The organism is Cohaesibacter intestini, from assembly GCF_003324485.1.
Lineage (GTDB): Bacteria > Pseudomonadota > Alphaproteobacteria > Rhizobiales > Cohaesibacteraceae > Cohaesibacter > Cohaesibacter intestini.
Genome location: NZ_QODK01000001.1, coordinates 871,803 through 893,044, shown reverse-complemented (window position 1 = coordinate 893,044; position 21,242 = coordinate 871,803). Strand labels below are relative to the sequence as shown.

Below are 21,242 nucleotides of genomic sequence, written 5' to 3'. Positions count from 1 at the left end.
TGAAGCCTTTTGCCATTTTGTCTGATTAACCGGCCCGCTATTCTCAACAACAAAGCGCAATCGGTTCCTGAAAGACCACATTTCAGTCGCACCCGATCCCTCCCACATTGTGCCAGAAAGCAGGATGCCTCGATGATCAAACCGCGAAAAGACAGCCTCAATCTCGTCCCCTTTGTCAGCGTCGACAATATGATGAAACTGATTCTCTCGATCGGCGTGGAAAAGATGATCGGCGGCATCGCAGCGCAGATCGAGAGTGATTTCAAACGCTGGGAGAGCTTTGACAAGACCCCGCGTGTCGCCTCACACTCCAAGGAAGGCGTGATCGAGCTGATGCCAACCTCGGATGGCGAGGTCTATGGCTTCAAATACGTCAATGGTCATCCGAAAAACACCAAAGAGGGCCTACAGACGGTCACCGCCTTTGGCCTGTTGGCCGATGTTGGCAACGGCTATCCGATCCTGTTGACTGAAATGACCATTCTGACCGCCCTGCGCACCGCGGCCATGTCAGCGGTGGCGGCCAAGTATCTGGCACCAAAGAATGCAAAGGTCATGGCAATGATCGGCAATGGTGCCCAGTGCGAGTTTCAGGCCCTGGCCTTCAAGTCCATCTGCGGCATCGACACTGTCCGTCTGTATGACATCGACCCCGTGGCCACCGACAAGGCGGTCTTCAACCTGCGCGATTCCGGCCTTACTGTCATTCGCACCGACAGCCATCAGGAATGTGTCAGTGGTGCCGACATCATCACCACCTGCACCGCCGACAAACAATGCGCCACCATTCTGACCGACAACATGGTCGGCTCCGGGCAGCATATCAACGCCATTGGCGGCGATTGCCCCGGCAAGACCGAGCTGCACAAGGACATTCTGCTGCGCTCTGACATTTTCGTTGAATATCCGCCACAAACCCGCATTGAGGGTGAAATCCAGCAGTTGGCAGAGGACCACCCGGTCAAGGAATTGTGGCAAGTAATTGCTGGCAAGGAAACGGGCCGCACCTCGGATAACCAGATCACCCTGTTTGATTCGGTCGGCTTCGCAATCGAGGATTTCTCTGCCCTGCGCTATCTCTATGGCGCCATTCAGGGCACCGAATTCTTTGACAATCTGGACATGCTGGCTGACCCGGACGAACCACGCGACCTCTATGGCATGGTCCGTCGAGCCGAAAAGAATGTCACAGCCGCCGAATAGGCCCATCGCCTGACCATTCAGGAGACCTCCCGATGATGTCCGCTCAGGCTCCGGCCGCCATTGTCATGATTCGCCCACACCACTTCCACATCAATGGCCAAACGGCCCTCGACAATGCCTTTCAGGCGTTGGATACGGATTTGCCGATTGATGGGCAAGCGGACATCGCGGCTCTGGCCCATGCAGAAATAACCCAGGCAGCAAAGCATCTGCAGGAAGCGGGCGTCACCGTCCATCTGTTTGAGGATCAGACAACCGAAACTCCTGATTCGGTCTTTCCCAACAATTGGTTCTCCACCCATGCGGGCGGTCATATCGCGATGTATCCAATGAAAGCAGAGAATCGCCGCCTTGAACGCCGCCCCGATATCATCGAAATGCTCAAGCATCGCTACCGTGTGCAGGATGTGATCGATTATTCAGGCCTTGAACCGGACGGCCTGTTTCTTGAAGGCACTGGAGCCATGGTGCTCGACCATATTGATCGGGTCGCCTATGCCACCAGATCGGACCGAACGGACCCCATTGCCCTTGAGCGTTTCTCGACCCACTTCAATTTCGAACCCATGGCCTTTGCCGCCAGCGACGCCCATGGCACGGCGATCTATCACACCAATGTGCTGATGTGCATCGCCACCGAATTTGCCCTGATTGGGCTCGACATGATCGAGGATGAAAGTCGCAAACGCGAAATGATCAGCCGCCTCAAAGCATCAGGCCGCACAGTGATTGGCCTGACAAATGACCAGATTGGCAATTTTGCCGGCAATGCCATTGAGTTGCAGGGCGCAGAGGGCCGCATTCTCGCTTTATCGACCCGGGCCCATGACGCACTGACCCCGGACCAGATCGAGACCATAGAGCAATCTGCTAGATTGCTGCCGCTGTCCATCCCGACAATCGAGATGGCAGGCGGGTCGGTTCGCTGTACCATTGCAGGGATCCATTTGACTCCCAGAGGGTGATTCGCAAAAGATCCTGCCATGCCAAACCCCAAGAGCGCCCCGATTCTCCTTTGCAAACTGGCCGATTTGCAGCCAACCGGCGCCTTTAACGCGATTCTTACCCATCGGGACAAAGATCTGGATCTGATCATTACAATGGATCCAGACGGGACCGTGCACGGCTATCACAATGTCTGCCCCCATATTCAAACGCCGCTTGAAACCTTTCCGCACGAATTTCTAGACCGGAACGATCCAAGCCTCATCGTCTGCTCCACCCATGGAGCGCGCTTTCGCTTGTCCGACGGCAAATGCCTCTCCGGCCCCTGTCTTGGCCAGTCTCTCAGCCCGGTCACGGTGACCAAACGGCAGGGTGAGATCTTCCTGTTGCCCGATTGATCCTCCAGGCAACACTAGCCCAAAGTCGTAAACCCCTGCGCTTTCAGCGCAATCTTTGACAAAAAACCCTCCAACAACCGACCAAAGGGCAATATCGAGCCAGTGGACGGGGTGCATTCCGCTGAGCATAATGGGCGCGAACGTCAGACCATCGCCGTGTTTTTGCGTAGCGGGATGGCAACCCAAATTTGGACCTGTTCTGGGAGGAACTCATGTCGGACAATGTTTATCCGGTGCCGGCGGATGTGGCATCCAATGCCCTTATTGATAATGACACCTATTTGTCGATGTATAATCAGTCGGTGTCAGATCCAGTAGCCTTCTGGGCGGAGCATGGCAAACGCCTCGACTGGATGAAGCCTTACACCAAGGTCAAGAATACCTCGTATGACTACCACAATGTCTCGATCAAGTGGTTCGAAGATGGCGAACTGAATGTCTCGGCCAACTGCATCGACCGCCATTTGGAGAGCCGTGGGGATCAGACCGCCATCATCTGGGAAGGCGACGACCCGGCAGATGACGAGCAAATCACCTACAAACAGCTGCATGAGCGCGTCTCCAAACTGGCCAATGCCTACAAAGAACTCGGCGTTGCCAAAGGCGACCGCGTGATTCTCTACATGCCGATGATCCCCGAAGCGGCTTATGCGATGCTGGCCTGTGCGCGCATTGGCGCGATTCACTCCATCGTCTTTGGCGGTTTTTCACCGGACGCGCTTGCCGATCGCGTGGAAGGCTCAACCGCCAAGCTGGTTGTCACCGCCGATCAGGGCCTGCGCGGCGGTCGCAAGGTGCCTCTGAAAACCAACGTCGACGCAGCCCTTGAAAAAGTCAAACATGACGTCAAGTGCCTCGTGGTCAAGCGCACCGGCGGCGACGTGCCGATGATTGATGGCCGGGATCACTGGTATGACGATGTGGTCGGTCCAGCCTCTGCTGACTGCCCACCAGAGCCGATGAATGCCGAAGATCCGCTTTTCATCCTCTACACGTCCGGCTCCACCGGGAAACCGAAAGGCGTGGTCCATACCACAGGCGGTTATCTCGTCTATGCCTCGATGACCCATCAATATGTCTTCGACTATCATGATGGCGATATCTATTGGTGTACCGCTGACGTGGGTTGGGTGACCGGTCACTCCTATATTGTCTATGGACCGCTGGCCAATGGTGCCACCACCCTAATGTTCGAAGGGATCCCGACCTATCCAAGCCCGTCCCGCTTTTGGGATGTCTGCGACAAGCACAAGGTCAACATCTTCTATACCGCACCAACCGCCATCCGCTCCCTGATGGGGGCTGGCAACGAGCATGTCGAGAAGGCCGATCTTTCCAGCCTGCGCGTGCTTGGCTCGGTTGGTGAACCGATCAACCCGGAAGCCTGGAAATGGTATTATGAGGTGGTTGGCAAGAATAAATGCCCGATCGTCGATACCTGGTGGCAGACCGAAACCGGTGGCATCATGATCACCCCACTGCCCGGTGCAACGGACCTCAAGCCCGGCTCCGCAACGCGGCCCTTCTTCGGTGTACAACCGGTGATGCTCGACAATGAAGGCAAGGAAATCACCGAGACCGAATGCGAAGGCATTCTCTGCATTGCCGACAGCTGGCCGGGCCAGATGCGCACGGTTTATGGCGATCATGACCGCTTTGTTTCCACCTATTTCGAGACCTTCAAGGGCTACTATTTCGCAGGCGACGGCGCCCGCCGTGATGCCGATGGCTATTACTGGATCACCGGCCGCGTTGATGACGTGATCAACGTTTCCGGCCACCGCATGGGCACCGCCGAGGTAGAAAGCGCCCTCGTCGCCCACGAAAAGGTCTCTGAAGCCGCCGTGGTTGGCTATCCGCATGACATCAAGGGTCAGGGCATCTATGTCTATGTCACCCTGATGGAAGGGGAAGAACCATCCGAAGAGCTGCGCAAGGAACTGCGCGACTGGGTGCGTCACGAAATCGGCCCGATTGCCTCTCCGGACCTCATCCAGTTCGCACCAGGGCTGCCGAAAACCCGTTCTGGCAAGATCATGCGCCGTATTCTGCGCAAGATCGCCGAGGATGATTTTGGCTCGCTGGGCGATACCTCGACGCTGGCAGATCCAACGGTCGTCGAAGATCTGATCGACAACCGCCAAAATCGCTAAGCAATCGCTAAACAACTGATCCAATAAACAAAAAACCCCCGTCGATCATCCATCGGCGGGGGTTTAGTTATGCTTGGAAGCCTCGGGTGCCAACCAGAAGCAGAAAGCCGCTAGTCGCGCTTGTCGGCAAAAGCCGCAACCTCTTCAAGGCTCATATCAGCGGCCTGATTGCGGTCCAGCATCGAGCGGACTTGCTCCAGATCCTGCACCATGTTGCTCAGACGGCCAGCCAGCTTATCGCGCAGTTGTACGGCAAGGTCGGGATATTCATCCATCACCCGACGGAACAGAATTCGCCGGATCTGAATCACCTTGACATCCTCAATCGCGGCGGCCATCGCCGAGCGACGAGTTTCGGCCAACAGAGCCATTTCACCGATCAGCGAGCCGGGGCCCAAAATCTGCGACTGCTGGTCGACACCATCCACCGTGATGGTCATCCGCACCTGCCCTTCACTGATAACAAACCCGGAGTCAGCAAGATCCCCCTGCCGAAACATCACCTGCTTGGCGCGATACATCCGCGATTCCGCGCCAAAGGCCAACAGGCGCAGCTGATCCTCGGAGAAATCGGCAAAGAAGGGCACATTGCGCAATAGATCGATATCACTGGTCAGGCTCATGGGATCTCATCAGTCCGGCTTTTCTCGGGGTTGGGAAATGTGGCTCGGTGCCAAAATAACAAAGCATGCCCGCGGATTGAAGCCACCGGGCATGCTTTATAAAGGCGCTTGCACGCCATTCTTGTCAAGGCGGGCGACCGGATCACCCACACGAACCGGTCAGATCGCCTTATGGCACCAGCTTGTAGCCACCCGCTTCGGTGACCAGCAGCTCCGCATTGGACGGATTGCGTTCAATTTTCTGGCGCAGACGATAGATATGGGTTTCCAGCGTATGGGTCGTCACGCCGGAATTGTAGCCCCAGACCTCATGCAGTAGCACATCACGGCTGACCGGCTTGTCTCCTGAGCGATACAGATATTTCAGGATCGAGGTTTCCTTCTCAGTGAGGCGCACCTTGCTGCCGGATTCATCCGACAGAAGCTTGGCGGCCGGCTTGAAGGTATAACGGCCCACGCTGAAGGTCGCATCTTCGCTATTTTCGTGCTGACGCAGCTGGGCACGGATCCGGGCCAGCAGAACCGCAAAACGGAACGGCTTGGTGACATAGTCATTGGCCCCGGCTTCCAGTCCCAGAATGGTATCAGAGTCCGTGTCATGGCCGGTCAACATGATGATCGGCGCCTTGAAATCGCCCTTACGCAGCAATTTCACCGCTTCGCGGCCATCCATATCCGGCAGACCAACATCCATCACCAACAAATCGAAATGATCCGACCGCGCGGTTTGGATGCCCTTTGCAGCGGATTCTTCCTGATAGAGGTCGAATTCCTCATACAGGGACAGCTGCTCCACAAGGGCTTCGCGCAGTTCGGTGTCGTCATCAACGAGCAATATCTTTCTTGCAGTCATTTTCGCATCCTCAGAATGGAACCAGGCGCGCCCAACAAACCCCTCTGCCGAACTCTGTTGCCATTCAATCCGATCAATCAAGCCCAATGCATTGATTATTCTCGCTTCAATAAAGAAACAGAAGGCTGCAATTGCAAATCACAGCCAATCACGTCACTGTCAGAACCATTTGATGGCGCTCACAAATCCGTGAGAAAACGGAACTGTAACACAGATTGACCGGATCAATATACCGAACAGAACGAGGAAATTATCCTTTTGCGCGGCTCACTTAACAGGATAAGCATCAGATCGACGGGCTTGACGCCGAACCGCGGGCACGTGCTGGCCGACAGATTCTGTTTTCCCTGTGCCTTGGGAAAAACTGGTCTGACCGTGAACAAACGCGAAGGCGATGGCGCCACATCGATCCTTGTCACCCGACCGCTTTATGGATTCTACCGCGCCGACCGCGAAGCAAAACCCCGCTCTCGGCTGGCCTTCCGGCCCCTTCATCGGGCCATGGGATGGTGCGATGCGCCCGATCATCCAAGCTATAACCAACAGGTTCGCTTACCTTTTTCCACCTCTCATGAAGAGATGTGGCGACAAGACGCACTCTATGACCTGATCGTGGTGCTCGATATCAACATCAGCGTGCGAAAAAAGGGAAGAGGCTCCGCCCTGTTCATGCATGTTGCCCGGCCCGGCTACTTGCCGACGGAAGGCTGCATTGCCTTAAGCAAACCTGATTTCAGGCAATTGCTAACCGGTCTGAGCCCGAACACGCGCATACAGATTGGTCGCTGATCGCATTTCAGAGCGGCTTCTAGTGCTTTTGTGGGCGCTCGCCAAAAATAGCGCTGCCGACGCGCACAAGGGTTGCCCCTTGCTTGATGGCTTCAGGATAATCGGCGCTCATACCCATCGACAAGTCCGCAATGTCATTGCGCTTGGCAATCTTGCGCAGCAATTTGAAATGCGCCTTGGGATCATCATCGGATGGCGGAATGCACATCAGGCCACGGATCTTCAAGCCCAACTCGACCTGACAAAAGCCGATGAAATCATCGGCTTCTTCAGGGAGAATTCCGGATTTCTGGTCTTCATAGCCGGTATTGATCTGGACAAACAGGTCAATTTCGCGGCTTTGCTTTTCCATCTCAACCCGTATGGCACGGGCGATTTTCTTCCGGTCAATGGTGTGGATGACATCAAACAGGGCGACTGCATCCTTGGCCTTGTTGGATTGCAGCGGGCCGATCAGATGAAGCTCGACATCGTCGAATTCTTCGCGCAAGTCCGGCCATTTGCCCTTGGCTTCCTGAACCTTGTTTTCACCAAAGACCCTTTGGCCAGCTTCCAGTGCCTCTCGGATGACATCGGCGTCGAATGTCTTTGAAACAGCGATGAGTGAAACACTTCCCGGTTTTCGTTCCGATTGTTTTTCGCACTCCGCGATGGCCTCACACACCCGGGCCAACTGGGATGATATACTCATCTTGCTTCTTGAATCCTCAATTTTGACGCCTGTCAGGCCTTCCATCTTCGGGCCTGTATCTCTGGCTTTGTGGCCGATAAAGTACTCGCTTCCATGCAACATCGCAAGATTGAACAGCTCCAAATCGGTTCTGACCTTTAAAGGACTTGACGCAAGGGGTGAATTCTGATGATGGTCAGGCCAGAAAGTGACCATAAATCGAGGCATTTCGGCATATACAATGGCTAATGAACGCTACAACGCACGCGAGGCGGAAACTCGCTGGCAACAGACCTGGGATTCCCAGAAAATTTTCCAAACGAAAAACGACGATCCCCGTCCGAAATATTATGTGCTAGAGATGTTCCCCTACCCGTCTGGCCGGATTCACATGGGTCACGTCCGCAACTACACGATGGGGGATGTGGTCGCCCGGTACAAACGGGCCAAGGGCTTCAACGTGCTCCATCCAATGGGATGGGACGCGTTCGGCATGCCAGCCGAAAACGCCGCCATGCAGAACAAGGTTCATCCCAAGGACTGGACCTATGAAAATATCGCCACCATGCGCGCCCAGCTGCAGCTGATGGGCCTGTCGCTGGATTGGGACCGCGAATTCGCCACCTGCGACGTGGATTATTATCACCGCCAGCAAATGCTGTTCCTCGATTTCGTCGAAAAAGGCCTCGCCTACCGTAAGAATGCCAAGGTCAACTGGGATCCGGTGGATCAGACCGTTCTGGCCAACGAACAGGTGATTGATGGCAAAGGCTGGCGTTCTGGCGCCGAGGTTGAGCAGCGCGAGCTGACCCAGTGGTTCTTCAAAATCACCGACTTTGCCGAAGACCTGCTTGATGAGATCGACAATCTCGACCGCTGGCCGGACAAAGTGCGCCTGATGCAGCGCAATTGGATCGGCAAGTCCGAAGGCCTGCAAGTGCGGTTCCAGCTGACCGAAGAAACCCACGGCTACAGCGAAATCGAGATTTTCACCACCCGGCCGGACACCCTGTTCGGGGCCTCCTTCATGGGCCTGTCTGCTGACCATCCGCTGACCAAGGCTTTGGCCGAGGACAATCCTGCCCTTCAGGCTTTTGTTGCTGAATGCCATAAGCAGGGCACCTCGGCGGCCGAGCTGGAAACGGCAGAGAAAATTGGTTTCGATACCGGACTGACCGTTACTCATCCTTTGGATGAGAGCATCAAGCTGCCGGTTTATGTCGCAAACTTCATCCTGATGGATTACGGCACCGGCGCCATCTTTGCTTGCCCGGCCCATGACCAGCGCGACCTTGATTTCGCCCGCAAATATGACCTCAAGGTCCTGCCAGTGGTGCTGCCAAAAGATGCAGACGCTGCCAGCTTTGACGTGGGCAACGAGGCCTATACCGGCGAAGGCACGATCTTCAATTCCGAGTTCCTCGATGGCCTGTCCATCGCGGATGCCAAGGATGCGGTTGCCAGCAAGCTCGAAGCCGTGAGCATCGGCGACAAACCACAGGCCGAACGCAAGGTGCAATATCGCCTGCGCGACTGGGGCATTTCCCGTCAGCGTTATTGGGGCTGCCCAATCCCGATGGTCCATTGCGACGATTGCGGTGTGGTGCCGGAGAAGAAAGAAAATCTGCCGATCCAGTTGCCCGAAGACATCAATTTCGACAAACCGGGCAATCCACTGGATCGTCATCCAACCTGGCGTCAATGCACCTGCCCGAACTGCGGCAAGCCAGCCCGTCGCGAAACCGACACCATGGACACCTTCGTGGACAGCTCGTGGTATTTCGCGCGCTTTACCGCGCCATGGGAAAGCAACCCAACCGACACCAAGGCGGTGGATGAATGGCTGCCGGTCGATCAATATATCGGTGGCATCGAGCATGCGATCCTGCATCTGCTCTATTCCCGTTTCTTCTCCCGCGCGATGCGCGAGACCGGCCACATGACCGTGAAAGAGCCATTCAAGGGCCTCTTCACACAGGGCATGGTGGTGCATGAGACCTATAAAGGTGAAGATGGCCGTTGGGTGTCTCCCGCTGAAATCACCATCTCGGAAGCTGACGGCAAACGCAGCGCCAAACACAATGAGACCGGGGAAAGCATCGCCATTGGCTCGATCGAGAAAATGTCGAAGTCGAAGAAAAACACCGTCGACCCAACTGACATCATCGAGAGTTTCGGTGCCGATACAGCCCGCTGGTTCATGCTGTCCGACAGCCCTCCGGAGCGTGATGTAATCTGGACCGAAGCCGGCGCAGAAGGTGCTCACCGCTTCGTACAGCGCATTTGGCGACTGGTGGCTGATGCCACTGACTTCCTTGGCGATACCAAGCATGAAGCACCGTCAAGCCTGTCTGACGAGGCGCTTGCCCTGCGCCGCATCACACACAAGACCTTGGCGTCTGTGGAAGCAGCCATCGAACAGCTCGGCTTCAACCGCTCGGTTGCCCAGATCTACCAGTTGGTCAATCACATCGCCTCGGTGATCAAAAAAGACAAGCTGGACAAAGACGCAAGCCTTGCTGCAACGCTCGATGAGAGCCTTGAGATGCTTCTGCTGATGGCCGCTCCGATGATGCCGCATCTGGCGGAAGAATGCTGGACTGCCCTTGGCAAAGATGGCCTGGTTGCCAACCAGAATTGGCCAAAAACCGACCCAAGCATGCTGGTGGAAGATGAAGTCACCCTGCCAATTCAGATCAATGGCAAGAAACGTGGCGAATTGACCATTGCCGCCGACGCGGATCAGGCTACAATCGAAGCCGCAGTGCTGGCGTCCGAACCTGTGGTTCGTGCGCTGGAGGGCAAAGCCCCGCGCAAGATCATTGTAGTGCCGAAAAGGATCGTCAATGTCGTCGTCTAAATCCCGTCTCAAATCCGGCACCATGACCGTGGCCCTTCTGGTGGGCCTCGGTCTTGCCTTGTCTGCCTGTCAGGTGCGTCCGCTCTATTCGACCGACACCACCACCGGACAGACACTGGCGGCTGAACTCTCGACCATTGAGATCGCACCGGCCAAAGACCGGGTGGAGCAGGAAATCCGCAATCACCTGATTTTCGCCTTCACTGGCGGTGGATCACCCTCCACTCCTGCCTATCGGTTGGTGATGGACGTGCAGAATATCACCAACGAGCTTGATATTGAGAGCGGTACCGGGCTGGCAAAAACCACGCGCGTGCGCCTCTCTGCCACTTATAAGCTGATCCGCTTGGCAGACAATGCAATCGCCACCACAGGCTCAAGCTTCTTTACCGCCTCCTTTGCCCGCAGTTCCCAGCGATTTGCTAATGATCGCGCAGAACTGGACGCCCAGAACCGGGCCGCAGAGCAGGTCGCCAACGACATCCAGCTGCGCCTGTCCGCCTATCTTGCTGCAGGCACCTGATCAAAAAAGCAGGCTGCCGCTTTATCCAAGCGGCAGTTTCCCTCTCCAGCGGCTTCCCAGCCACCGAACAACGGGATTGGACATGGCGCAGATCAAGGCCAATATGGTCGACTCTTTCATCACCAGACCCAATCCTCAGTATAAAGTCATCCTGATCTATGGTCAGGATACCGGCCTGATCACCGAACGGGCCGACCGGCTGGCGCAATATTTCCTCAAAGACAACAGCGATCCCTTTGCCTCTGTACGGCTTGATTCAAGCGAAATTGCCGCCGATCCCTTGCGCCTTGCCGATGAAGCCAACACCATTTCGATGTTTGGCGGCTGCCGTATCATCATCCTGCAAGTCAGCGGCAACAAGCCCATTCAGAAAGCGCTCGACCCGGTCCTCTCCACGCCGCCAAAAGACGCCTATATCATTATCAAGGCAGGCGATCTGAAAAAGTCGAGCCCCATTCGCAAGAGCATCGAGAAAGCCACCAGCGCTGTCGCCCTGCCTTGCTATGTGGATGCCCGCGAAGCGCTCAATGGCATCATTGACGAAGAGATCAATCTCGCCAACCTCACCATCAGCGACTCTGCCCGAGCCATGTTGCTGGACAATCTCGGTGCAGACCGCATGGCGTCGCGCGCAGAAATCCAAAAGCTTTGTCTCTATGCATTGGGCGAAACGCAAATCACTGACCAGCATATCACCGACATTGTCGGCGACGCGTCCACCCACCAGATCGATATGGTAATCGATAGCGCAGCGCTCGGTCAGATCGGTGAGCTGGATCGCCAGATGGAGCAAAGCCTTGGCTCGGGCCAACATCCTTCGGTTATCGGGTCCGCTGCGCTTCGTCATTTTCAGATGCTGGAAAAGTGCCTCTCTTTGATGGACAAGGGAACCGCACCGCAATCAGCCCTCGATCGTGCCGCCCCAATGCTGCATTTCAAGCGCAAGGGCAAAATACAGGCCCAAACGCGCATCTGGTCCAGTGCCAAAGCATCCCGGGCCTGTGAGCTTTTGGCCGAGAGCCTTGCCAACAGCCGCAAACATTATCATCTCTCTGCGACCATCATCTCGGAGACCTTACTGATGATCGCCGCGACGGCCCAGCGCAGCCGCAAGTGATTGCTTAAGGCACCCCTTTCCCGCCTTCTTTGAGCGAGAAAAACCGTTTCACGTGAATCAGTCTTTGAACAAAGACTCGCTTTCAGAATCAATAGCTTGATTAGAGATGGTATTTCCGGAGATGATCCTTCCATCGGGCTTTGATTTAGTAGCCTCGGTAACGCCCTATCTCGCCGGAAAAAATCATGACAAACCACGCCACTGCCACACCAGCTCACGGGCATTCCGCTCGCTTTGCCTTCATCACGGTCTTTCTGGATGCGATGGGTATTGGCATCATTTTGCCCGTCATGCCGGATCTCATACAGGAACTTTCCTCCTCCAGTATCAGCCAGGCAGCCATCTATGGCGGGTATCTCAGCTTCGTTTATGCCTTGATGCAATTTCTGACCGGACCGACATTGGGCAATTTTTCTGACCGCTTTGGCAGGCGCCCCATCTTGCTCATTTCCCTGGCCGCCCTCGGCGTTGATTATGTGATCATGGGCTTTGCCCCGTCCCTATGGCTTCTGGCCGTGGGGCGGCTGATTGCCGGCATCGCCGGAGCAACCCATGCCACGGCCTTTGCCGTAACAGCGGATATTTCGGACAATAGCAACCGAACCCGCAATTTCGGAATGGTCAGTGCAGGCTTTGGATTCGGTTTCATCGCCGGACCAATCATCGGTGGACTGGTGGCAGAATTTGGCACCCGAGCCCCCTTCTTTGCAGCCGCTTTTCTGGTCTTCTTGAACTTCCTTTATGGCGCCATCATCTTTCCCGAAACACTTTCTGAAGAGAATCGGCGTGCCTTTAGCTGGAGACGAGCCAATCCTCTCGGTGCGCTACAACAAGCCAGTTTGGTGCCGGGTCTGATCTTTTTCCTGGCCGCCTTTTTCCTGTTCCATCTGGCAACCCATATCTATCCTGCCATCTGGCCCTACTATACCCGCGAGGCGTTTCAATGGACGAGCCGCGAAATTGGCATTTCTCTGGGCATTTTTGGTTTGTTTTATGCCTTGGTACAGGCCTTCCTGATTCGTTGGCTACTCTCATTCATCAGTGAATCCCGCGTTGCCCTCCTCGGCATCCTGCTCGAAACCATAGCCTTGATTGGCTATCTGTTTATCTTTCAGGGCTGGATCCTCTATCTCTTCCTGCCCTTCAGTGCACTGGGCGGCATCACCGGCCCAGCAATGCAGGGACTGATGACCAAGCGCGTTTCCGACAACGCCCAAGGTGAACTGCAAGGCGCGATCGCGTCCATCAGCGCGATCACCACCATCCTCAGCCCCCTGATTATGACCTGGCTGTTTGCCTTTTTCACCGTCCAAGGTACCCCATATTATCATCCAGCAGGCGCCTTTGGCATCGCCGCCCTCCTGACGCTCCTTGTTTTGTGGCCTTTGCGGCGCGCCATTTCGATCACGACTCAAGCCACCTGAAGACAAATAGCCAACAAAAAAGGGGAGCCGAAGCTCCCCTTTTTCATGACCTTGGAAGGCCCTTATTGCTTTTCGAGAATCTCGATGATCGCATCCAGCTGCTCGAGAGACTTATACTGGATCTTCAACTCGCCGCCCTTTTTCTTTGGTGCGATGAAGACATTCCAGCCCAGCCGATCCGTCAGACGCTTTTCAAGCGCCACCGTATCGGCGTCTTTTTCTTTCTTCGGCTTTGGCTCTTTCTTGTCTTTGGCCTTTTCCTGACCGGCTTTTTCCGCGTCGCGCACGGTCATCCCGTCTTCAACAATGCGACGAGCCAGCTCTTCCGGATTTTCCGCCGTGATCAGTGCACGGGCGTGGCCAGCGGTCAGCTCGCCCTTTTTCAGATATTCCTTGATGCTTTCGGGCAGTTTCAGCAGACGCAAAGTGTTGGCAACATGGGAACGGCTCTTGCCAATCACATCCGCCAGTTCGGCTTGCGTATAATCGAACTGCTCGATCAGCTGATCATAGCCAAGCGCTTCTTCCAGCGAGTTCAGGTCGGCGCGCTGAACATTCTCGATGATCGCCAGCTCAAGGGCTTCCTTGTCATTGACCTCATGGATCAAGACAGGCACCTCATGCAGTCCAGCACCTTGGGCCGCGCGCCAGCGACGTTCGCCAGCGATGATCTCAAACGAATCCTGTCGACCGTCAACCGGGCGACACAGGATGGGCTGCATGATGCCCTTTTCCTTGACGGACTTCGTCAGATCTTCCAGATCGGTTTCAATGAAATCCTTGCGGGGATTGCGCGGATTGGGTCGCAGAAATTCGATTGGGATACGACGTTGCGAACGAGCCCGTTCCAACGCCTGCCCTTCATTGTCCATATCCCCGATCAGAGCAGCAAGACCGCGCCCCAACCGTTTTCCCTCTGTAGGTTTTTTTGCCATATTCCGCATTCCCGCCGGGCATCAACTGACTTCTGACGCGTCCGGACCCCTTCTTCCACCAAAATGGGCGACCAGCCTCAGGCCGCCTTGTTGCGCAGTTTCTTCTCGCGCTGAATAATCTCCGATGCCAGCTTGAGATAAGCCTGACTGCCGGAGCATTTCAGATCATAAAGCAATGCCGGTTTGCCATAGGACGGCGCCTCCGACACCCGGACGTTCCGCGGGATGATGGTGTCATACACCTTGTCACCCATATGCTCGCGCACATCCTCAACCACCTGATTCGACAGATTGTTGCGGCTATCATACATCGTCATGACAATGCCATGAATAGACAGTTCAGGATTGAGCGTTCCCTTCACCTGATTGACTGTCTGGATCAACTGGGTCAAACCTTCGAGCGCGAAAAACTCGCATTGCAGCGGCACCAAAATGGAATGGGCCGCAGCCATCGCATTGATGGTCAACAGGTTCAACGAAGGTGGGCAATCGATCAGAACATAGGTGAAGCGCTTGTCTTCCGGGATCTGATCCCCCAACTCTCCATGCTTTTGCAATACTTTACGCAGGCGAAAGGCGCGGTCGCTGGAACCGGAAATTTCCTGTTCCAGACCGAGCAGATCCATCGTTGAAGCAGCCACTGACAAACGCGGCACCGCGGTCGGAATGGCAGCTTCCAGCAAAGTGGCCTCATTCAACAGCAACTCGGCGGTCGAAACGCTACGCGCCTGACGATCGATGCCGAGACCGGTGCTGGCGTTTCCCTGCGGATCAACGTCAACGATGAGAACCGTCTCACCAATCGCCGCCAGAGCGGTTCCAAGATTGATGGCTGTTGTGGTTTTCCCAACACCGCCCTTCTGATTGGCAAGGGTCAGAACGCGAGGAGATTCCGGCAGTGAACTCATAAAGTGGCCTCACTTTGCATCTGCGTCACTATGCGTTTTGGATGACAGATTTTGCAGAATAACGATCCGCGCATCCGGATCTGTTCTGCTCGTTTTTTGTATCAGATCTACGTCCCAGCTGACACTGACCTCTTCCAATTCCCGATCGAAGTCTCGTCCTTTGTGGAAAACGCCAACACACCCTTCCGACAAATACGGACGGACAAAGTCGCACAAATTGGCGAATGACGTCAGCGCTCGGGCGCTGAAGGCATCAATCGGCTGATCCCAACCATCCAGAACGCTTTCGATTCGATCATTGTGAACCGTAACATTGAGCGACAATTCCCGAGCCACGGTCCGCAGAAAGGCAGCCTTGCGCCCATTGCTCTCGATCATATGAACGGAATAATCTTCCCCCAGATCGTCAAGCAAAATGGCTGTTACCAGCCCCGGAAATCCGGCTCCAGACCCCATATCCACCCAGTGGCGCGCCTGGGGATAATTTGCGAATATCTGTGCACTATCGGCAACATGTCGAACCCAGATCTCACCAAGTGTTTTTGGTGCAACAAGATTTTGCGCTGGCTGCCACTTTCGCACAAGGGAAACATATATCCCCAGCCTGTGGAAGGATTCACGTGAAACCGTCAGCATGTCAGAAATCAACGCCTGACCTTGCTGTTCGTCTCTCATGCTCATATCCGTCATTTATGCTCTCTCACGATACACGCTTACTATGGGCCAGCACCAAAGTCAGAGCCGCCGGTGTCATGCCATCAATGCGGGACGCCTGCCCCAGAGTCTGTGGCCGGATATGAGCAAGCTTCTGTTTCAACTCGTTCGACAAACCATTGATCTCGGCAAAGTTCAAGGCAGCCGGAATCTCCAATGCCTCATCCTTTTTGAAGGTCTCGATATCACTGGTCTGACGTTTCATATAGACCTGATAGAGCGCCTCGATTTCCAGCTGCTTTTGCGCCGCAGCTGAAAAAGACCCGAATTCCGGCCAAATCTGTTTCAAGCGCGCCAGATCAAGATCCGGATAAGCGAGAAATTCATAAACACTGCGCCGCTGCCCATCCTTGTTGATTCGCAAATCATACTGCTCGGCTTCGTTTGGCGTCAGGTTCTTTTCCATTGCCAGAGCGGTGATCGCCGCCATCTCGGCCTTCTTGTCGGCAAAGACAGCACGCCGCTCTTCTGAAATCAAACCCCACTCATCAGCCTTTTCCGTCAGCCGCTGGTCCGCATTGTCCGCCCGCAGCGACAGGCGATATTCGGCCCGCGAAGTGAACATCCGATAAGGCTCGGCCACACCCTTGGTGATCAGATCATCAATCATCACGCCGATATAGGCATCCGAACGAGAGAGTGTCACACCCTCTTGCCCACCACACTGACGTGCTGCATTCAATCCGGCCATCAAACCTTGCGCCCCGGCCTCTTCATAGCCCGTGGTGCCATTGATCTGACCGGCGAAATACAAGCCGCCAATCCGTTTGGTCTCCAGCGTCGATTTCAACTCGGTCGGGTCGATATAATCATATTCGATCGCGTAGCCATATTGCTCGATTTCCACCTGCTCCAAACCCGGAATGGATCGAATATAGGCGTCCTGAACATCTTCTGGCAGTGAGGTGGAAATGCCGTTCGGATAGACCGTATCCACATCAAGCCCTTCTGGCTCCAGGAAAATCTGATGGCCATCGCGATCGCCAAAGCGCGAAATCTTATCCTCGATCGACGGACAGTAGCGCGGTCCCGTCCCCTCGATCTTGCCCGAATACATCGCCGATTTATGGATATTGTCACGAATGATCTTGTGGGTCTTCTCCACCGTCCGCGTCACATAACAGGCAATCTGTGGTGTGGTGATTTCTTTGGTGAGATAGGAAAACGCAATTGGCTCATCATCCCCCGGCTGCACACCGAGCGACGCATAGTCAATCGTCCGCCCATTCAGTCGCGCCGGCGTTCCGGTTTTCAGGCGACCCAACCGAAAATTCTCCGACATCAGCCGCAAGGACAAATCATTGGCCGCCGGGTCCCCCATCCGCCCAGCCGAGAAACTGCGCTCACCAATATGAATAAGGCCACGCAAGAATGTGCCAGTCGTCAATACCACAGCGCCACAATTCAATTCGCGACCATCAGACAGATAGACACCAGCAACCGACCCATCAGCAATCGACAAATCAGACACTTCCTGCTCAACAATCGTTAGATTGGGAATAGCAAACAGCAAGTCCTGAACAGCCGCGCGATAGAGCTTACGATCTGCCTGAGCCCGAGGCCCCTGAACCGCTGGCCCTTTTCGGCGATTGAGCAACCGAAACTGAATACCACCCCGATCAGCCGCCTGCCCCATCAATCCACCCAGCGCATCAATTTCGCGCACCAGATGTCCTTTACCAAGACCACCAATGGCAGGATTACAAGACATGACACCAACCGTGTCGCGACTATGGGTCACCAGAGCAACGGCAGCACCGGTACGCGCTGCGGCCGCAGCTGCTTCCGTTCCGGCATGGCCACCACCAACGACCACCACATCAAAATGGGTCATCATTCTTTTCACATTTCCCTAGATCAAAATCGGTCAGCCAAAGTTCATCCTGCTCGGCAACCGATAGAGCGTGCATTCCATGAGGGTTAGGAATTTCTTTAACACTCCACCCTATATAGTTGAGCGCACCGGAAATCACAGACCCTTGATCTGGAAGCAACGCCAGAGAGGATCAAGTCCCGGTAGTCTTGGAACACCCAAAGTTGTTAGAGCCCTTATACAGGATTCACGTGAAACGCTTCCAGCGTTAATTACAAAAATTTTGTTTTCAGGGATTCACGTGAAACCGACTCAACTCGATAGATTTGACAAGAATCCGCGATTCACGTGAAACACTGTCAAACCAAAATTTAAATCACCCTGTTTCACGTGAAACGATCCACTATTTACCCACACAGAATTGTGAAAAAATCACGCCGAGCATATCTTCGACATCAATGCGTCCAGTGATTTTCCCCAACTCATCCCCAGCCATGCGCAAAAACTCAGAGCGAATTTCTAGAGGAGAGTCTGAGTAGATAAGGGATTTGTCCACATTATCCACACAAACTCGCAAATAGGCCTCGTGGCGTTTACGGGTAATTAGGATATTCTCCGCTCCATCGAACAAATCCGCGATTTGTTTCACAAACGAATCGTAAAAGAAATCCATCCCCATGCCGCTCTTCACCGACACAAAAAAGGCATGATCTTCGCCTTTTTCCGGCACTTGTGGATCGGAGCGGGCATCCCCTATCCGGTCCTGCTTGTTGAACAGAACCATCCGTTCAGCCCGCGTGTTGAGTGACACCCGTGCATCGGGGATGCTGGCATCCACAACTTCAATCAACAGATCAGCATGCTCGCTGCGTTCAAGCGCCCGCCGAATGCCTTCCTGCTCGACAATATTGTCGGATTCGCGCAAGCCTGCCGTATCAATCATTGTCACCGGATAGCCTTCGATATCCAGATGCAGCTCCAGCAGATCACGTGTTGTTCCGGCTTCTTCCGTCACAATCGCCACATCCCGCTTGGCAAACCAGTTGAGCAACGACGACTTGCCTGCATTGGGATGACCGGCCAGCACCACGGTCAGCCCATCTCGCAAACGTTCGCCGCGATGGGCATTGGCCAGATGATGCTCCATCTCGGACTTGAGCTTCTGCAATTTTGGCCAAATCACATCAGATACGGCACCTGGCACATCTTCCTCATCGGAAAAATCCAGTTCCGCCTCAATCATGCTACGGGCATAAAGCAGGGTTTCGCGCCAGCCTTCAATCACACTGCGATGAGCGCCACTCGCCTGCCGCATGGCCTGTTTGCGCTGATTCTCGGTTTCCGCATGGATAAGATCGGCCAGTCCTTCAATCTCGGTCAGGTCAAATTTGCCATTCTCAAACGCTCGCCGGGCAAACTCCCCTGCCTCTGCCATCCGGCAGTGATCGAAGGAACCCAGCAATTCCAGCATCGCCTTGACGATTGCCCGCCCCCCATGCAACTGGAACTCGACCACTTCCTCTCCGGTAAAGGATCGCTCGCCGGTAAAAAACAGCACCAATGCCTGATCTATCACATCCCCCGTATGCGGGTTGGTGATGTAGCGCAGCGCTGCAAAGCGAGATTTCGGTTCCGAATCGACAAGACAATTCATGACCTCTCGTGCCCTTGGTCCGGAAATACGGACAACCGCAACCCCTGCCGGGACTGCACCAGAGGAAAGAGCGAAGATGGTATCACGTGTCATGATGCTTTGGGTCCCAAGGTCCGGGTGATGAGGCCCTGCCTTTGTGGGTGAGAAGGGGCGACCATTTCTGATCCGATTCGATGTCTGGCGACCAAAACGATCCTGTCGATCTGCGGCCGCGTGGCAGCCATGAAAAAAGCCGCCTGACATGTGTCAGACGGCTTTCTAATCGTTCCTGCAATCAAGAGCAAGCCCAAACCTTTTCGGGCCTGCTGCAGATCAGGTATTCATATTGTCGAAGAACGCAGCATTGTCTTTGGTTGACCGAAGCTTGTCGAGCAGGAACTCGATCGCATCGACATTGCTCATCGCCCCAAGGATACGGCGCAGAACAAAGACTTTCTGCAGCTCCTTGCGGTCGACCATAAGCTCTTCCTTACGGGTGCCGGATTTAAGAATATCCATTGCCGGGAAGATACGCTTGTCGGAAACCTTGCGATCAAGAACGATCTCGGCGTTGCCGGTGCCCTTGAATTCTTCGAAGATCACTTCATCCATACGGCTGCCGGTATCGATCAGCGCTGTTGCAATGATCGTCAGTGACCCGCCCTCTTCGATATTACGCGCCGCACCGAAGAAGCGTTTCGGCCGCTGCAGAGCGTTCGCATCGACACCACCGGTCAACACTTTACCCGAAGACGGGATCACGGTGTTGTAGGCACGGCCCAGACGGGTGATCGAATCGAGCAGAATGACCACATCGCGACCATGCTCAACCAGACGCTTTGCCTTCTCGATCACCATTTCGGCGACCTGAACGTGACGGGACGCCGGTTCATCGAAGGTGGACGAGACCACTTCGCCATTCACTGTGCGCTTCATGTCCGTCACCTCTTCGGGACGTTCATCAATCAGCAGCACGATCAGACAGCTGTCGGGATGATTGGCGGTGATCGACTTGGCGATATTCTGCAGCAGCACCGTCTTACCAGTACGCGGCGGCGCGACGATCAGCGCACGCTGTCCCTTGCCAAGCGGAGCAACCAGATCGATGACACGGCTCGACATATCTTTGCCGTCCGGATCAGTGGCTTCCAGCTTGAAGCGTTCTTCAGGGTGAAGCGGTGTCAGATTATCGAAATGAACCTTGTGACGCGCCTTGTCCGGATCCTCGAAATTCACCGTGTTGACTTTCAAAAGCGCAAAATACCGCTCCCCTTCCTTGGGGCTGCGGATATGGCCTTCGACCGTGTCACCGGTGCGCAACGAGAACCGACGGATCTGCGATGGCGAGATATAAATGTCGTCGGGTCCAGGGAGATAGTTGGCATCTGGCGAGCGCAAGAAGCCGAAGCCGTCCTGCAAGACTTCCACGACACCTTCACCGATGATGTCGGTGTCTTTTTCTGCCAACTGTTTCAGGATCGCAAAAAGCAGCTCTTGCTTTCGCAAGGTACTGGCATTTTCGACCTCAAGCTCTTCTGCAAAGTTCAGAAGCTCTGTCGGGGATTTTTGTTTGAGTTCTTGTAGTTTCATTTCGCGCATAGCGAAACTCTCTTAAAATCTAAGCAACCAGGGGAAATTTGTAAGGAAAGGACAAAACACAGGATTGAGAATGTGTTTTGTT

Annotated in this window: 18 protein-coding genes; 9 read left to right on the top strand and 9 right to left on the bottom strand. The window is 54.8% G+C overall.

Annotated features, from left to right (window positions below):
- Positions 1-132: 132 nt before the first annotated feature.
- The 4 genes from DSD30_RS03775 (at position 133) to acs (ending at position 4,699) form a co-directional block, all read left to right on the top strand.
- Complete coding sequence (locus DSD30_RS03775; protein WP_114008224.1) at positions 133-1,203, top strand: ornithine cyclodeaminase; 1,071 nt, start codon at positions 133-135, stop codon at positions 1,201-1,203.
- A gap of 32 nt (positions 1,204-1,235) precedes the next feature.
- The gene (gene ctlX, locus DSD30_RS03770) at positions 1,236-2,168 is read left to right on the top strand and encodes a citrulline utilization hydrolase CtlX (RefSeq protein WP_245418342.1); all 933 of its coding nucleotides are present in this window, start codon (positions 1,236-1,238) and stop codon (positions 2,166-2,168) included.
- Between the two features lie 18 nt (positions 2,169-2,186).
- Positions 2,187-2,546 carry a Rieske (2Fe-2S) protein gene (locus DSD30_RS03765; protein WP_114008223.1) on the top strand — a complete coding sequence of 120 codons (360 nt, stop codon included), beginning with the start codon at positions 2,187-2,189 and terminating at the stop codon, positions 2,544-2,546.
- 212 nt (positions 2,547-2,758) lie between these two features.
- Positions 2,759-4,699, top strand: coding sequence for an acetate--CoA ligase (acs, locus tag DSD30_RS03760; RefSeq protein ID WP_114008620.1), 1,941 nt, complete (start codon positions 2,759-2,761; stop codon positions 4,697-4,699).
- Between the two features lie 110 nt (positions 4,700-4,809).
- Here the strand turns inward: acs and DSD30_RS03755 are convergent, their stop codons facing one another.
- Entirely contained in the window at positions 4,810-5,322 is a 513-nt protein-coding gene (locus DSD30_RS03755) for a cyclic nucleotide-binding domain-containing protein (protein WP_114008222.1), read from the bottom strand.
- A 169-nt stretch (positions 5,323-5,491) separates the two neighbouring features.
- A complete protein-coding gene (locus tag DSD30_RS03750) occupies positions 5,492-6,175 on the bottom strand; it encodes a response regulator transcription factor (protein WP_114008619.1) in 684 nt (227 codons plus the stop codon).
- Positions 6,176-6,496: 321 nt separating this feature from the next.
- Between DSD30_RS03750 and DSD30_RS03745 the strand changes: the two genes are divergently transcribed.
- A complete protein-coding gene (locus DSD30_RS03745) occupies positions 6,497-6,964 on the top strand; it encodes a L,D-transpeptidase family protein (RefSeq protein ID WP_114008221.1) in 468 nt (155 codons plus the stop codon).
- A gap of 19 nt (positions 6,965-6,983) precedes the next feature.
- Here the strand turns inward: DSD30_RS03745 and DSD30_RS03740 are convergent, their stop codons facing one another.
- Positions 6,984-7,655 carry a YggS family pyridoxal phosphate-dependent enzyme gene (locus tag DSD30_RS03740; RefSeq protein WP_114008618.1) on the bottom strand — a complete coding sequence of 224 codons (672 nt, stop codon included), beginning with the start codon at positions 7,653-7,655 and terminating at the stop codon, positions 6,984-6,986.
- A gap of 220 nt (positions 7,656-7,875) precedes the next feature.
- Here DSD30_RS03740 and leuS point away from each other — a divergent pair, with 220 nt between their 5' ends.
- The 4 genes from leuS (at position 7,876) to DSD30_RS03720 (ending at position 13,558) form a co-directional block, all read left to right on the top strand.
- Positions 7,876-10,494 carry a leucine--tRNA ligase gene (gene leuS, locus DSD30_RS03735; protein ID WP_114008220.1) on the top strand — a complete coding sequence of 873 codons (2,619 nt, stop codon included), beginning with the start codon at positions 7,876-7,878 and terminating at the stop codon, positions 10,492-10,494.
- Entirely contained in the window at positions 10,481-11,017 is a 537-nt protein-coding gene (lptE, locus tag DSD30_RS03730) for an LPS assembly lipoprotein LptE (RefSeq protein ID WP_114008219.1), read from the top strand. Before leuS ends, lptE begins: the two co-directional genes overlap by 14 nt.
- A gap of 82 nt (positions 11,018-11,099) precedes the next feature.
- Positions 11,100-12,134 carry a DNA polymerase III subunit delta gene (gene holA, locus DSD30_RS03725; RefSeq protein WP_138148210.1) on the top strand — a complete coding sequence of 345 codons (1,035 nt, stop codon included), beginning with the start codon at positions 11,100-11,102 and terminating at the stop codon, positions 12,132-12,134.
- Between the two features lie 185 nt (positions 12,135-12,319).
- On the top strand, positions 12,320-13,558 hold the full coding sequence (locus DSD30_RS03720) for a TCR/Tet family MFS transporter (RefSeq protein WP_114008217.1): 1,239 nt from the start codon (positions 12,320-12,322) through the stop codon (positions 13,556-13,558).
- Between the two features lie 62 nt (positions 13,559-13,620).
- Here the strand turns inward: DSD30_RS03720 and DSD30_RS03715 are convergent, their stop codons facing one another.
- The 6 genes from DSD30_RS03715 to rho form a co-directional block, all read right to left on the bottom strand.
- Positions 13,621-14,493 carry a ParB/RepB/Spo0J family partition protein gene (locus DSD30_RS03715; RefSeq protein WP_114008617.1) on the bottom strand — a complete coding sequence of 291 codons (873 nt, stop codon included), beginning with the start codon at positions 14,491-14,493 and terminating at the stop codon, positions 13,621-13,623.
- Positions 14,494-14,570: 77 nt separating this feature from the next.
- Positions 14,571-15,401, bottom strand: a complete 831-nt coding sequence (locus DSD30_RS03710) for a ParA family protein (RefSeq protein WP_114008216.1) — start codon at positions 15,399-15,401, stop codon at positions 14,571-14,573.
- A 9-nt stretch (positions 15,402-15,410) separates the two neighbouring features.
- Positions 15,411-16,037: a 16S rRNA (guanine(527)-N(7))-methyltransferase RsmG gene (gene rsmG, locus DSD30_RS03705; RefSeq protein WP_245418376.1), complete on the bottom strand. Its 627-nt coding sequence runs from the start codon at positions 16,035-16,037 to the stop codon at positions 15,411-15,413.
- 64 nt (positions 16,038-16,101) lie between these two features.
- Complete coding sequence (gene mnmG / locus DSD30_RS03700) at positions 16,102-17,952, bottom strand: tRNA uridine-5-carboxymethylaminomethyl(34) synthesis enzyme MnmG (RefSeq protein ID WP_114008215.1); 1,851 nt, start codon at positions 17,950-17,952, stop codon at positions 16,102-16,104.
- Positions 17,953-18,331: 379 nt separating this feature from the next.
- A complete protein-coding gene (mnmE, locus tag DSD30_RS03695) occupies positions 18,332-19,675 on the bottom strand; it encodes a tRNA uridine-5-carboxymethylaminomethyl(34) synthesis GTPase MnmE (RefSeq protein WP_114008615.1) in 1,344 nt (447 codons plus the stop codon).
- 219 nt (positions 19,676-19,894) lie between these two features.
- Complete coding sequence (gene rho / locus DSD30_RS03690; RefSeq protein WP_114008214.1) at positions 19,895-21,160, bottom strand: transcription termination factor Rho; 1,266 nt, start codon at positions 21,158-21,160, stop codon at positions 19,895-19,897.
- Positions 21,161-21,242: the final 82 nt, after the last annotated feature.